This window comes from Algicella marina (assembly GCF_009931615.1).
Taxonomy (GTDB): Bacteria; Pseudomonadota; Alphaproteobacteria; order Rhodobacterales; family Rhodobacteraceae; genus Algicella; species Algicella marina.
Map to the genome: position 1 here is coordinate 2,258,582 of NZ_CP046620.1, position 14,379 is coordinate 2,272,960.

9 protein-coding genes are annotated in these 14,379 nt (G+C 61.0%); 7 read left to right on the top strand and 2 right to left on the bottom strand.

Annotation, left to right across the window (positions count from 1 at the left end; genetic code table 11):
* Positions 1 to 108: 108 nt before the first annotated feature.
* Complete coding sequence (gene dnaE / locus GO499_RS11215) at positions 109 to 3,552, bottom strand: DNA polymerase III subunit alpha (protein WP_161862265.1); 3,444 nt, start codon at positions 3,550 to 3,552, stop codon at positions 109 to 111.
* A 223-nt stretch (positions 3,553 to 3,775) separates the two neighbouring features.
* Here dnaE and xdhA point away from each other — a divergent pair, with 223 nt between their 5' ends.
* The 7 genes from xdhA (at position 3,776) to GO499_RS11250 (ending at position 13,496) form a co-directional block, all read left to right on the top strand.
* Complete coding sequence (gene xdhA, locus GO499_RS11220) at positions 3,776 to 5,185, top strand: xanthine dehydrogenase small subunit (protein WP_161862266.1); 1,410 nt, start codon at positions 3,776 to 3,778, stop codon at positions 5,183 to 5,185.
* Positions 5,185 to 7,470 carry a xanthine dehydrogenase molybdopterin binding subunit gene (gene xdhB / locus GO499_RS11225; RefSeq protein ID WP_161862267.1) on the top strand — a complete coding sequence of 762 codons (2,286 nt, stop codon included), beginning with the start codon at positions 5,185 to 5,187 and terminating at the stop codon, positions 7,468 to 7,470. Before xdhA ends, xdhB begins: the two co-directional genes overlap by 1 nt.
* A gap of 106 nt (positions 7,471 to 7,576) precedes the next feature.
* Entirely contained in the window at positions 7,577 to 8,524 is a 948-nt protein-coding gene (gene xdhC / locus GO499_RS11230; protein WP_161862268.1) for a xanthine dehydrogenase accessory protein XdhC, read from the top strand.
* On the top strand, positions 8,521 to 10,038 hold the full coding sequence (locus tag GO499_RS11235; protein WP_161862269.1) for an ABC transporter ATP-binding protein: 1,518 nt from the start codon (positions 8,521 to 8,523) through the stop codon (positions 10,036 to 10,038). The genes xdhC and GO499_RS11235 overlap by 4 nt, the downstream gene beginning before the upstream one ends.
* Positions 10,025 to 11,092, top strand: a complete 1,068-nt coding sequence (locus tag GO499_RS11240; protein WP_161862270.1) for an ABC transporter permease — start codon at positions 10,025 to 10,027, stop codon at positions 11,090 to 11,092. The genes GO499_RS11235 and GO499_RS11240 overlap by 14 nt, the downstream gene beginning before the upstream one ends.
* Before the next feature lie 71 nt (positions 11,093 to 11,163).
* On the top strand, positions 11,164 to 12,246 hold the full coding sequence (locus GO499_RS11245; protein WP_431309898.1) for an ABC transporter permease: 1,083 nt from the start codon (positions 11,164 to 11,166) through the stop codon (positions 12,244 to 12,246).
* A 173-nt stretch (positions 12,247 to 12,419) separates the two neighbouring features.
* Entirely contained in the window at positions 12,420 to 13,496 is a 1,077-nt protein-coding gene (locus GO499_RS11250) for a BMP family ABC transporter substrate-binding protein (protein ID WP_161862272.1), read from the top strand.
* A 100-nt stretch (positions 13,497 to 13,596) separates the two neighbouring features.
* Here GO499_RS11250 and GO499_RS11255 read toward each other — a convergent pair whose 3' ends face one another.
* Positions 13,597 to 14,310 carry a helix-hairpin-helix domain-containing protein gene (locus tag GO499_RS11255; protein WP_161862273.1) on the bottom strand — a complete coding sequence of 238 codons (714 nt, stop codon included), beginning with the start codon at positions 14,308 to 14,310 and terminating at the stop codon, positions 13,597 to 13,599.
* Positions 14,311 to 14,379: the final 69 nt, after the last annotated feature.

A 14,379-nucleotide genomic window follows, 5' to 3' on the forward strand; every position in this document is an offset into this window, starting at 1 on the left:
CCGCATTCTCCCTTTCACACTGCATCACCGCGGTCGCCGGCAGCCCCTATTCCTGACAAATCCGGTCGCAATACCGAACCCATACCAAAACCATATCGATTCCAGCTTTCAGAATTCCTCCACATGGGCCACACCGGGCACATGTTTGATCGCCCCCATGATCTGCGGCGTCACCGGATATTTCTCAGGCAGCGCGATCTCCACATCGCCCGGCAGATCGGGGTGGATCAGGATCAGGTTTACCGGTCCCCGCGCCGGCCCAGCACCTTTCGAGGCTTCCGTCAGCCGTGTCGCGACAGAGCCTACGGCATTGGGATCGTTGACGAAAATCTTCAGCCCCGCCGGGTCGGCCCCGGCGACGGCGTTGTCCACCGGCTGCACACCACGGGCCAGCAATTTCAGCTGATCGCCCTCCAGGGTCGCCTCGACAGCCAGCACCACGTTCTGTCCCGGCTCCAGCAGGTCACGCGCCTCCTCCAAAGTGTCCGAGAACACCGTTACCTCATAAAGCCCAGTCGGATCAGACAGTTGCACGAAGGCAAACCGGTTACCCCGCGCCGATTTCCGCTCCTGTTTCGAAGAGACAGACCCTGCCATCCGCACCGCCACCGCGCCGCCCCGCGCCTTTGCGGCCACATCCTCCAGCATCAATACCCGCTGGCGCTTCAACGCGCCAAGATAGTCGTCCAGAGGATGGCCGGACAGGTAGAAACCCACCGCTTGATGCTCCTGTCCCAACCGCTCGGTCGGCAACCAATCCTCCGGCATCGGCAGCCGGGGCGCAGGCAAATCCTCGCCGCCGTCGCCAAACATCGAAATCTGGCTGGACGCTTTTTCCTCGTGGCAAGTTGTTGAAAACGCAACCAAAGCATCGAGGCTCTCAAATACCTTCCGCCGGTTGCCGTCCAATGCGTCGAAAGCGCCGGCCCGCGCAAGCATCTCCAGCGGTCGCTTGCCCACGCGCTTCAGGTCCACCCGCCGGGCAAAGTCGAACAGGTCGCGGTACGGTCCTGCCTCCCGTGCGGTGACGATCATCCGCATCGCCTCCACACCGACGTTTTTCAGCCCGCCCAGCGCATAGAGAATGGCTCCGTCCTTCACTGAAAACACGGCGTCCGATCGGTTCACGCAAGGTGGAACCATTTCGATCTTCAGGCGGTCAACCTCCTGTTTATAAACGTTTAGTTTGTCAGTCAGGTGGAGATCGCAGTTCATCACCGCCGCCATGAACTCCACCGGATGATTGGCCTTGAGCCATGCTGTCTGGTAGCTGACGACGGCATAGGCGGCGGCATGCGACTTGTTGAACCCGTAGTTGGCAAACTTGTCGAGCAGGTTCCAGACTTCCAGTGCCTTCTTCTCGTCGACACCGTTCTCGGCTGCCCCGGCGAGAAACTTCGGTCGCTCGGCGTCCATCGCTGCCTGGATCTTCTTGCCCATCGCACGCCGCAGCATGTCGGCACCGCCGAGCGAGTACCCGGCCATCTTCCGGGCGATCTCCATAACCTGTTCCTGATAAACGATAATCCCCTGCGTCTCATCAAGGATCGGGTCAATCAGCGGATGCAGCTCGTCACGCTCTTCCTTGCCGTTCTTCACGTTGCAAAATTTCGGGATGTTCTCCATCGGTCCCGGCCGGTAGAGCGCCACCAGAGCGATGATGTCCTCGATGCAATCCGGTTTCATCTGCCGCAGCGCATCGCGCATGCCAGAGCTTTCCACCTGGAACACCGCCACAGTCTGCGCGCTGGCATAAAGGTCGAACGACGCCTGATCGTCCAGCGGGATCGCCCCGATATCGATGTCGATGTTCTTCTGCTTAAGAATATCTAAAGCATTCTGGATTACCGTCAGAGTCTTGAGGCCGAGGAAGTCGAACTTTACCAACCCCGCCTGCTCGACCCATTTCATGTTGAACTGCGTCGCTGGCATATCCGAACGCGGATCCTGGTACAGCGGCACCAGTTCGTCGAGAGGTCGGTCACCAATCACAACGCCGGCCGCGTGTGTGGAGGCGTTTCTCAACAAGCCCTCCACCTTCTGCGCGTAGTCGAGCATGCGCGCCACGACCTCTTCGCGGCTCGCTTCCTCGCGCAGCCGCGGTTCGTCAGCCAGTGCCTTTTCGATGGAAACGGGCTTGACCCCTTCAACCGGTATCATTTTCGACAATCGGTCAACCTGCCCATAGGGCATCTGCAACACCCGGCCGACATCCCGCACCGCTGCCTTGGATAGCAGCGCACCGAATGTGATGATCTGCGCCACCCGGTCCCGGCCATATTTTTCCTGAACATAGGTGATCACTTCCTCGCGCCGGTCCATGCAGAAGTCGATGTCGAAATCCGGCATCGACACGCGCTCGGGGTTGAGAAATCGTTCAAACAGAAGGCTGTAGCGCAAGGGGTCGAGATCGGTGATCGTCAGCGCATAGGCCACCAGGGAGCCAGCCCCGGAACCGCGCCCCGGTCCCACGGGAATGTCGTGATCCTTGGCCCATTTTATGAAATCGGCGACTATCAGGAAATACCCGGGGAAGCCCATGCCCTCGATGATTCCCAGCTCGAATTCCAGCCGTTTCTCGTACTCCTCCACCGGCGCCGCATGCGGAATCACGGCCAGCCGTTCCCGAAGGCCCTCCACGGACTGCCGCCGCAATTCCTGAACTTCGTCATCGGCGAACTTCGGCAGGATCGGGTCGCGTTTATGAGCCCGCACCGCGCAGCGTCGGGCAATCTCCACCGTGTTCGCAACGGCCTCCGGCAGATCCGCGAACAGGTGCACCATCTCGTCCTGTGTCTTGAAACAGTGCTCTGGTGTCAGCCGCCGCCGCGGCTCGTTCTGATCCACATAGGCGCCGTCGGCGATGCAGATAAGCGCATCATGGGCGTCATACATATCTCGCTTGGGAAAGAAGACATTGTTGGTCGCCACGAGTGGCAAACCCATCGCATAGGCCATCTCCACGAAGCCCGGTTCGGTCTCCGTCTCCGCCGGAGTCCGCCCACCGTCGTCGCCATGTCGCTGAATTTCAACATAAAGCCTGTCTTCAAACATGGCCGTCAGCCGCTGCAGCAGGTTCTGCGCCTTGTCCCTCTGACCGTCGCGCAGCAATTGTCCCACCGGCCCGTCGGCCCCGCCCGTAAGACAAATCACCCCGTCCGAGTGCCGCTCCAGTTCCTCCAGCGTCAGATGCGGCACCTCATCCCCGCTGGCCAGAAACGCGCAGGAATTCAGCTTCATCAGGTTGCCATAACCTTCATCGGTCTGTGCCAGCAGCACAATGGCACGCGGAGGCGCACCACGTTCCCCCGGCCGCAATGGTGGCGCATACGCCAGATCCATCTGGCACCCGAGGATCGGTTGCACACCCACCGCCGCTGCCGCTTCGGAAAACTCGAGCGCCGCGAACATGTTACCGGTATCTGTCACCGCTACGGCCGGTTGCCCGTCCGCTGCACAGAGTTCTGGAATCTTCTTGACTGGCACCGCGCCTTCCAGCAGCGAATAGGGCGAATGCAGGCGGAGGTGGATGAATCGGGGTGCTTTTCTCATGGTCGGAACGCTACCTCAGCCGCACCGTGCCCGCATCCCCGAAATGATCGGCTCCGTCTGAAGTCAAATTGTCCGCCGACCTCTCCAGCGATGCCCAAAAGACTTGCGCTACGGGCAATTTTTCAAGGAACGGCAGGCAGGCACCGCATTCGTCTTCCGCCACCTCTTGCCAAAGCCGGCCGAATAGGCTGCACTTGCCCCGACCGCACGCAAAGAGGCTCCAATGGGCGAAATCCGCTTCCTTCTCAACGGCCTGCCCGTCACGCTTACCGACCCGCAGCCCACGATGACCTTGCTCGACTGGCTACGGGAGGAACGCAATCTCTGCGGTACGAAGGAGGGCTGCAACGAGGGCGACTGCGGGGCATGTACGGTCACGCTCACCAGTCTCGAAGGTGATCACCTGGCCCATCGTGCCGTCAACGCCTGCATTCTTTTCATGCCCCAGCTCCACGGCCGCGCGGTTCGCACTGTCGAAGGCATTGCCAGCCCCGAGGGCGCGCTCCATCCGGTTCAGCAAGCGATGATCGATCACCACGGATCGCAATGTGGCTTCTGCACGCCCGGCATCGTCATGTCCCTCTATACCGCCCACCGTGACGGGCGGCAGGATCATGATGACGTACTCGCGGGAAACCTGTGCCGCTGCACCGGCTATGCTCCGATTTTGCGCGCAGCGGAGGCGGCAGCCAGCGAGCCTCGGCCCCAGTGGGAACTCAACGAAGCGGAGGCCTTGGTCGCTCTGGATATCACGGAAGATACCATTCTGAACGGGGCTTTCATTCCCTCATCTCTCGACAGTTTTGCCAGTTGGTATGCCGAACACTCCGACGCCACGCTCGTCGGCGGTGCAACCGATGTCGGCCTTTGGGTCACGAAATCCTTGCGCGAGTTGCCACAGACAGCCTTTCTCCACCGACTTGCCGAACTCCAGCGCATCGAGACAACCGAGGCAGGCACAACGATCGGCGCCGGGGTGTCCATCGCCCGGCTGCGCGGCTGGGCTGCCGGCTTCTACCCCGATCTCGCCGAACTGCTGCGGCGCTACGGCTCCGTTCAAGTCCGCAATGCCGCGACCATCGGCGGCAACATCGCCAACGGATCACCTATCGGCGACGCGCCACCGGCCCTTATCGCACTGGGTGCCACGCTTACCCTGCGTCGTGGCGAGAGCCGCCGCGAAATGCCATTGGAGGATTTTTTCGTAGCATACGGCAAACAGGATCGGCAGCCCGGTGAATTTGTTGAAAGCATCTTCGTGCCGGAGAACGCGCAGAACCTGCGCTGCCACAAGCTTTCCAAACGTTTCGATCAGGACATCTCCGCCGTCTGCGGCTGCTTCAACATAACGGTGGTGGAGGACACAATTACCGCTGCCCGCGTTGCGTTCGGTGGCATGGCTGCAACGCCCCGACGTGCCAATGCCGTCGAGACCGCCCTTGTCGGTCAGCCCTTCACCGAAGCAACCATCACCGCCGCGCTGCCCGCCTTTGCCGAGGACTTCACGCCCTTGTCCGACATGCGGGCCAGTGCCGACTATCGCCTTCAGTGTGCTCGCAACATGCTGCGTCGGACCTTCCTTGAGATCAGCGCCGGCACGCAAACGAGACTTGCCCGCAGGGGGGCGGCGTGATGGCCGTTCAGAAGGCAACTCCGCATGACAGTGCCTTGCTCCATGTCACCGGTCAGGCGCGCTACACTGACGACATCCCTCTTCCACGCGGCACGCTCCATCTCGCTTTTGGCCTTTCGGAAACTGCCGCTGGAACCATCACTGCCATGGATCTGGCCGAAGTTCGGGCTGCAGAAGGCGTCGTTTCGGTCCTTACTGCCGCCGATCTGCCGTTTGCGAACGATGTTTCCCCTTCAATCGGCGATGAACCTCTTCTGTCACCTGGTGAAGTGCGTTATCTCGGCCAGCCGCTCTTTCTCGTAATTGCCAGGTCCCACCTCGCCGCCCGAAAGGCCGCCCGTCTCGCCAGCATCGACTACCGCGAGGCGAAGCCGATTTTAACACTGGACGAGGCCCTTAAGGCCGAAGCTTTTTTCGAGCCTCCCCTCTTCTATCGTCGCGGCGATGCCGAGGCAGCACTCTCCAACTCTGCCCGCAAGATCGAAGGCAGTATGGAAATCGGGGGACAGGAGCATTTCTACCTCGAAGGGCAGGCCGCTGCGGCCGAACTGCAGGAAGACGGCATCGTCATTCACGCATCCACCCAGCACCCTTCTGAGATCCAGCACAAGGTAGCCGAAGCTCTCGGCCTGCCCTTCGCTGCAGTACGCGTGCAAACCCGACGCATGGGTGGCGGCTTCGGCGGCAAGGAAAGCCAGGGCAATGCACTGGCCGTTGCCTGCGCCGTGGCCGCCCGTCATATCGGCCGCCCGACCTCCATGCGCTATGACCGCGATGACGATTTCATCATCACGGGCAAGCGTCATGATCTGCGCATCCGTTACAAGGCGGGTTTCGATGACGACGGAACGTTGCAGGCAGTCAGCTTCATCCACGACATCCGCTGCGGTTGGGCGCTCGACCTTTCCCTACCGGTCGCCGACCGCGCGATGCTGCACGCCGACAACGCCTACTTCCTGCCCAACGTTATGATCACCTCCCACCGCCTCCGCACCAACACACAAAGCAATACTGCATTCCGCGGCTTCGGCGGCCCGCAGGGAATGGTTGGAATCGAACGTGTGATGGATCACATAGCCCATGAGCTTCGGCTCGATCCGCTGGAGGTGCGCCGCCGGAACCTCTACGGCGCGGCACCGCGCAACACCACGCACTACGGTCAGGTGGTTGAGGACAACATCGCTCCGGCCCTGATCAACCGCCTGGCTGAGACGTCCGGCTATGAGGCCCGCAAAGCTGCGATAGAGCTGTCGAACGATAGCAATCCCGTCATCAAGCGTGGCATTGCCCTGACGCCCGTCAAGTTTGGCATCTCTTTCACCCTGACCCACCTCAATCAGGCTGGGGCGCTGGTGCATGTCTATTCGGACGGCTCGATCCATCTCAATCATGGCGGCACGGAGATGGGCCAGGGCTTGAACACCAAGGTCGGACAGGTTGCAGCCGCCGTCTTTGGCCAACCGCTCGAGGCAGTGAAGATCACGGCGACCGATACCGGTAAGGTGCCGAACACGTCCGCAACCGCAGCGTCTTCCGGATCGGACCTGAATGGTATGGCCTGCAAGGCCGCCTGCGAAACGATCAGGGACCGGCTGGTGGAATTCGCATCGCAACACTGGCAACAACCGGCATCTGCCATCTCGTTCACAGAAGATGGTGTGGAAATCGGATCGGAGGTGGTTGCCTTCGCCGACCTTGTCAAAGCCGCCTACATGCACCGGGTTTCGCTGTCTGCGACCGGCTTCTATGCCACGCCAAAGATCAACTGGGATCGTCTGAAGGGGCAAGGACGACCGTTTTTCTACTTTGCCTACGGTGCGGCAGTGACCGAGGTGGCCATCGACACGCTGACAGGCGAAAACCGCATCCTTCGCACCGACATCCTGCATGACTGCGGCACCTCTCTGAATCCGGCTCTCGACATTGGCCAGATTGAGGGTGGCTACGTTCAGGGTGCAGGCTGGCTGACCATGGAAGAACTCGTCTGGGACGACAAAGGCGGGCTGCGTACCCACGCGCCCTCCACTTACAAGATCCCTGCGGCCTCAGACCGGCCCGGCGTGTTCAACGTCGCGTTGTGGGACGCCCAGAACAACGAAGAGACGATCTACCGGTCAAAGGCCGTCGGCGAGCCGCCCCTAATGCTTGGCATCTCGGCCCTGATGGCCCTGTCACACGCGATCGAACAGTGCGCACCAGAAGGCCCCTACCCTTCACTCGATGCGCCGGCAACACCCGAGCGCATTCTTCGGACCATAGCTGCCCGGACGGGAGAGGAGTGGTGACAGGCGTCAGGTATTTGATGGCGGCGATCAAACGGCGCCTTCTGCGGACATGCGTTGTCGCGAGTAGCCAAGCAGTTTTGTATCGGCAAACCAGCGAGGCACTTCCATGAGTTTTGACAGGGCGACGCTCGCGGAATTCGTGGCCGCAAATGGCACTGCCGTGAGGATTGTCATCATGGCCCACAAGGGATCGACGCCAAGAGAGGTCGGCACATCCATGCTCGTCTCTCGCGCCGCTGTGGACGGAACCATCGGTGGTGGGGCTCTGGAACATCAGGCAATCAGCGATGCACGCACCCTGCTCGCCGACCTGTCACGACAACGTCGCAGTCTCCGGGTTCCACTCGGTCCGGCACTCGGCCAATGTTGCGGCGGCAGCGTCGAGCTTCTGCTGGAACGGTTCGACGCCAACAACCTGCCCGAACCGGACACCGCTTTCGCGCGGTCGGTGGACGGCAGCATTCAGCCCTTGGCGATTACCCGCCTGCTCGCCAGATCACGGCAGGGGGAGATGATCTTGCCGACAGTCGCGGGCGGATGGTTCATCGAGCCGCCGTCGATGTCACTTGTGCCCGTCTGGATATGGGGGGCCGGGCATGTCGGCCGCGCCATCGTCCGAGCGCTGGAGGGTTTACCGTTCGACATCACCTGGATCGACGATGATCGCCAGCGCTTCCCCGACCCTCTTCCTGACCACGTCGCGCCCCTTCTGGCCTCCAATCCTGTGGATGCCACCCACCGTGCTCCGGCTGATGCGCATCACATCGTTCTCACCTATTCCCATGCGCTGGACCTTGCCCTGACCCACGCGCTTCTCTCCCGCCCTCACGCCAGCGTCGGGCTGATCGGTTCTGCTACCAAAAAGGCACGGTTCATGAAAAGATTGTCGGAAATGGGCCTGCCCTCGGCGCGAACCGCCACACTGGTATGTCCCATCGGCCACCGTGCCCTCGGGAAGGAACCGGCCGCCATTGCCCTCGGCGTCGCCTTCCGCTTACTTGAAGACGTGCGTGCCGGACAGTCCGTACCGGCATCTAAGGGTGATGTTGCGTGAGCGATCTTCTGGATATCCGCGGCCTGACGAAGGCTTACCCCGGCGTGCAGGCCAACTCCGCCGTGAGTTTCTCGCTCAAGCGCGGCGAAATCCACGCTCTGCTGGGCGAGAACGGGGCCGGAAAGTCGACCCTCGTCAAGACGATCTACGGCCTTGTCAAACCGGACATGGGCCAGATGTTTATTGACGGCAACCTTTTTGAACCGTCCAACCCGCAGTCCGCCCGCGCCGCTGGCGTAGCGATGGTCTTTCAGCATTTCTCACTGTTCGATGCGCTCACCGTAGCTGAGAACATCACGCTGGGAATGACGGACCCACCGCCGCGGCGCGATCTCGCACAACGCATCCGCGACGTCGCCAACGCCTACGGCCTGCCGCTCGATCCCGAACGCCGCGTCGGCACATTGTCAGTAGGAGAGCGTCAAAGGGTCGAAATCGTCCGTTGCCTGCTCCAGTCGCCTCGCATCCTGATCATGGACGAACCGACCTCTGTGCTGACACCACAAGAGGTGGCAACACTCTTTCGCACCTTGCGGCAACTGCGCTCCGAGGGCGTGGGCATCCTCTACATATCCCACAAACTGGAGGAGATTCGCAGCCTCTGTGACACCGCCACCATCCTGCGCAATGGCCGCAAGGTCGGCGAATGCACCCCCGCGGAGAAGACCGCTCACCAACTTGCTGAGATGATGATCGGCATGGAACTTGACCGGCCTCTGCCGCGCCTCTTTACGCCTGGCGACACATTGCTCACGTTGCGTGACCTGTCAGTACCAACAGCCGATCCGTTTGGCACGCCACTTCGCGGCATCAACCTTCAGCTCCGCGCAGGAGAGGTTCTGGGTATCGCCGGGGTCGCAGGCAACGGTCAGGATGAACTGATGCTGGCCATCAGCGGCGAGACGACGGCACAACGCAGTTCGGTCGTGTTCGAAGGACATCAGATCGGCCATTATTCGCCCGCACAGCGCCGGATGATGGGCCTGCTGACGGCCCCCGAAGAACGATTGGGCCATGCTGCTGCCGGCACCATGAGCCTTGCCGACAACGCGTTTCTGACAGGTCGAAAACGCCAGCGGCTGGATTGGAACGGTTTCATCAAGCCCAAGAGCACCGCCAATTTTGCCCGTGCCATCATCAAACGCTTCGATGTCCGCACGCCAAGCGTTTCCACCGATGCCCGCGCACTGTCCGGTGGCAATCTGCAGAAGTTTGTCATCGGCCGCGAAATTCTTCAACGTCCGAGAGTGCTGGTCGTCAATCAGCCGACGTGGGGCGTCGACGCTCATGCCGCCGCCACCATCCGCACCGCGCTGCGTGACCTTGCCGCTTCCGGGACCGGCGTCATTGTCATCAGCCAGGATCTGGACGAGTTGCGCGAAATTTCCGACACGATTTCAGTCATCGCCCTTGGCACCCTGACGGACCCCGCGCGCAACGGCTCCCTTACAAATGAGGAGATCGGCCTGCTGATGGGCGGCCCCAGAACGGAGGCTGAACATGCTCACGCTTGAGCCGCGAACCGCCGGCCCATTGCGCCAGGTGCTGACCCCTGTACTGGCCATCGTCGCGACCATGATAGCTGGCGGCATTCTTTTCATGCTCCTCGGCAAGAACCCGGTCGAGGCAATCAAGATCATCTTCGTCGATCCGCTTTTCGATGCCTATTCCCGGTCCGAACTCTTGGTAAAGGCGGCACCGCTGGCGCTGATCGCAACGGGTCTCTCTTTCGGCTATCGCGCCAACGTCTGGAATATCGGCGCAGAAGGGCAATTCATCCTGGGGGCAATTTGCGGTGGTGCCGTCGGGCTGGCCTTCTACGGAATCGACGGCTGGTTCGTTCTGCCACTGATGGCGGTGGCCGGCATGCTCGGAGGATTCGCATGGGCGATGATACCTGCTTTTCTGCGCACTCGCTTCAACGCCAACGAAATCCTCGTTTCGCTGATGCTGGTTTACGTGGCGACCTTGCTTCTCTCGGCCCTGGTCTCAGGTCCGCTGAGAGACCCGGACGGCTTCAATTTTCCCGAGTCGCGCCAGTTCCACGATAGCGCCACCCTGCCGATACTTCTGCAGGGTACCCGCGTCCATATCGGCATCGTCATCGCACTCCTTGTTTCACTCGTTGGTTGGTTGGTACTTCAAAGGCATGTCTTCGGGTTCCAAATCAAGCTTATGGGCGCCGCACCGCGTGCCGCCCATTTTGCCGGCGTGTCCACCAACCGGATGGTCTATCTTTGTCTCGGTATTTCCGGGGCGCTCGCCGGGCTGGCAGGGATGTTCGAGGCGGCCGGTCCGGTCGGCCAATTGGTTCCTTCGCTCCCGGCGGGCTACGGCTTCACTGCGATCATCGTCGCCTTTCTCGGACGCCTGCACCCTGCCGGGATCATTCTTGCCAGTCTCGTTCTGGCGCTGACGATCATCGGCGGCGAGACAGCCCAGTATTTGCTGCAAGTCCCGAAGGCAGCAATCTCCGTGTTTCAGGGCATGCTGCTGTTTTTCCTTCTCGCCTTCGAGATCTTCACCCGCTTCCGGCTCCGCCGTTCAGGCGCAGGAGCCACCGCATGAGCCGCTTGCCGAGCCTCAACAGCCAGTTGATCGTAACCCTCGCCGCGCTGCTGGCCCTGGCGGTCTTCGGCATTGCCAACAATATCAGCCCGGTGCTGCTGTTCGCCTCCATCATCGCCGCCGCACAGCCACTGGTCTTCGCCGCTGTCGGTGAAATGATCACCGAGAAATCAGGCGTTCTCAACCTCGGCGTGGAAGGAATGATGATCATCGGTGCCATCGCCGGGTTCGCAACGGCAGTCACCACCGGGTCGCCTTTGCTCGGCGTCTTGGCAGCCGCGATCGCCGGGGCTGCGCTTGCCTTGGTATTCGGCTTTCTCACGCAGGTTTTGCTGGCCAATCAGGTGGCCACCGGCCTCGCATTGACGATGTTCGGCCTTGGCCTTGCCGCCCTGATCGGGCAACCGTTCTCCGGCGTCAAGCCGCCACCATTTCCGAAACTTGATCTCGCTGTCATTTCGGATCTTCCGGTGGTCGGACCGCTGCTCTTCAACCATAATCTGATGGTCTATTTCGGCCTCGTTCTCGTAGCCCTTATCTGGGCTTTTCTCACATTCACGCGCACAGGTCTTACCCTCCGCGCCGTCGGTGAGGATCATGATGCCGCCCACGCACTGGGTTACAATGTCATACTGATCAGACTCACCGCCATCGCAGTTGGCGGGGCGATGGCCGGCATGGGCGGCGCTTATCTCTCGCTCGTGCGCGTCCCTCAGTGGACAGAAGGAATGACAGCGGGGTCCGGCTGGATCGCGCTCGCTATCGTCGTCTTCGGCACGTGGCGGACGTGGCGGGTGATGCTGGGCGCCTACCTTTTCGGCGGGGTCACAATCCTGCAGCTCAACATGCAGATCGCAGATATCACGCCACTGTGGCTCGTCGTTTTGGCACTTTTCCTCGCAGCTGTAAGCGTGACGGTCCGCAGCTTTCGCAGCAGTGCGCCCGCTTCGCCCTGGATGATCGGTCTCTGGTTCACCACTCTCCTTGCCGGTTCCATCGCCATCCGGCACCCGGTGTCGATCCCGACGGAATACCTCAATATGGCACCCTACATCGCCACCATCCTCGTTCTCGTCGCTATGTCAGCAGACAAACTACGGGCCAACATCAACGCTCCGGCTTCACTGGGCCGCGTGTTTCATCGCACCGGCTGAAGATGCTGTTTTTCGTGGCAGGAGATATTCTCGGCTGCACAGGCCTCCGATGCGTACTTCCAGCACAAAAACCGGGCAAACCGGCGTGGCGGCAGGGGCTTTGAACAATCGCCCCCTTGCGCTGGCCGTCGTCGCGGGGAAAACTCCGCTCCGAACAACAGTGAGGTAAACACATGATTTCCCGCAGAACCCTTCTGGCCGCCACTACCGCAGCAGCGCTGTCCGCAGGCGCTGGTCTCGCCCAAGATGATCCGGTGAAGGTCGGTTTCATATATGTCGGCCCGATCGGCGATTTCGGCTGGTCGTACGAGCATGATCAGGGCCGTCTCGCCATCGAGGAGCATTTCGGTGATCAGGTTGAAACGACTTATCTTGAGTCCGTGCCCGAGGGCCCGGACGCCGAGCGCGCCATTCGACAGCTCGCGCAGGCAGGCCACGACCTGATCTTCACCACCTCCTTTGGCTATATGAATCCCACGCTGAAGGTCGCCGAGCAGTTCCCGGACGTTAAGTTCGAGCACGCGACCGGCTTCAAGCGTCTCGACAACGTCTCCACCTATTCGGGCCGTTTCTACGAGGGCCGCACCGTGCTCGGCCACATCGCAGGCCACATGACCGAAACCAATACAATCGGCTACATCGCCTCCTTCCCGATCCCGGAAGTCGTGCGCGGCATCAACTCTGCCTACCTGGCGGCCAAGGAAGTAAACCCGGACGTCGAGTTCAAGATTGTCTGGGTCAACACATGGTTCGACCCCGGCAAGGAAGCCGATGCCGCCAACGCCCTGATCGAACAGGGTGCGGACGTGATCATGCAGCACACCGACAGCCCCGCCGCCATGACCATCGCCGAGGAAAAGGGCATCTATGCCTTTGGTCAGGCCTCAGACATGATGGAATTCGGACCCAATGCCCGCCTTTCCTCGATCATCGACAATTGGGCACCCTATTACATTGATCGCACGCAGGCTGTGATCGACGGTACGTGGGAAAGCAAGGACACCTGGGACGGAATTGGTCCCGGCATGACCGAGATCGGCGAGTTCTCCGACAAGATCCCGGCCGAGGTACAGGCCTCCGCCCAGGAAATCGCCGACAAGATCGCTGCCGGCGAGATGCACTCCTTCACCGGACCGGTCAACAAGCAGGACGGTTCTGCCTGGCTTGCAGAGGGCGAGACTGCCGATGACGGAACATTGCTGGGTATGAACTTCTACGTAGAAGGCATTAGTGGCGAACTGCCCCAATAATCGTTCCACTGAATGGAAAAGCCCGCCGCATGGCCATGCGGCGGGCTTTTCTTACCCCCATACTCGTTAATCCGGCGACTGCCGGCAGCCCCCCTGCCTGTCAGCTCGCCAGTCCCTTGGCCTGATCAACCCATTTGTCGCGCGCGATCCGGCCCGGCAAACCGCCAAGCTTCGCATCCATCCGCGCGACATCCTGCGGTTTCCATGCCGCGATTTCCGCAAACTGGGTAACACCCTCTTCGGCCAGTGCCTCCGCCATCTTCGGGCCTATCCCCTTGATCCTCGTCAGGTCGTCCGGCTTGGTGCTCGCCGGTGGCTTTTGCGCTTCGGCTGGCTTCGGGTCCGCCGGCTTCGAAGATGCGGCAGGTTCCTGAGCAGCTGATTTCGGCTTGACGGCGCCACGCGAAACTTCGGGGGTCGCAGTTTTCGGGCTTGCCGCTGGCTTTGCCACAGGTTTCGCTGCCTTGGGCTTCGCTGACGTCTTGGCTGGCGCCGCATCCATGCTTGCCGGTTTCGGCTTCGCTTCCACCGACTTTGCTGCAGCTTTCTTCACTGCGGGCTTCACCTCAGGCTTCGTTGCGGCTGCGGCTGTCGGTTTCGCTGCAGCCACGGGTGCGGCCGCCGTTGCGGCGTTGGCGGCAGGCACTGCCTTCGCCACGACCTGCTTCAGCTTCTTCTCGACCATTGTCTTGTCTTCGGAGAAACGCCACGGAACCCCGAAAAACGGAGCCATGGGCGAGAAGGAAAGCCAGTATTCCAGCGCAGTTTCATCGCTGCTAGGCCAAAGCTTGGTGTAGTCGACGGGTCCGGGCATGATCATATCGCAAACCTTTCGATTGGGTTGCGCCGTATTATGTCAGAACATTTTGTGCAGCGCAACATT

Coding starts and splice junctions, on each gene's coding strand:
- xdhC (WP_161862268.1), top strand. CDS start 7,577: ATGAGTTTTGACAGGGCGACGCTCGCGGAATTCGTGGCCGCAAATGGC.
- dnaE (WP_161862265.1), bottom strand. CDS start 3,552: ATGAGAAAAGCACCCCGATTCATCCACCTCCGCCTGCATTCGCCCTAT.
- xdhB (WP_161862267.1), top strand. CDS start 5,185: ATGGCCGTTCAGAAGGCAACTCCGCATGACAGTGCCTTGCTCCATGTC.
- GO499_RS11240 (WP_161862270.1), top strand. CDS start 10,025: ATGCTCACGCTTGAGCCGCGAACCGCCGGCCCATTGCGCCAGGTGCTG.
- xdhA (WP_161862266.1), top strand. CDS start 3,776: ATGGGCGAAATCCGCTTCCTTCTCAACGGCCTGCCCGTCACGCTTACC.
- GO499_RS11250 (WP_161862272.1), top strand. CDS start 12,420: ATGATTTCCCGCAGAACCCTTCTGGCCGCCACTACCGCAGCAGCGCTG.
- GO499_RS11255 (WP_161862273.1), bottom strand. CDS start 14,310: ATGCCCGGACCCGTCGACTACACCAAGCTTTGGCCTAGCAGCGATGAA.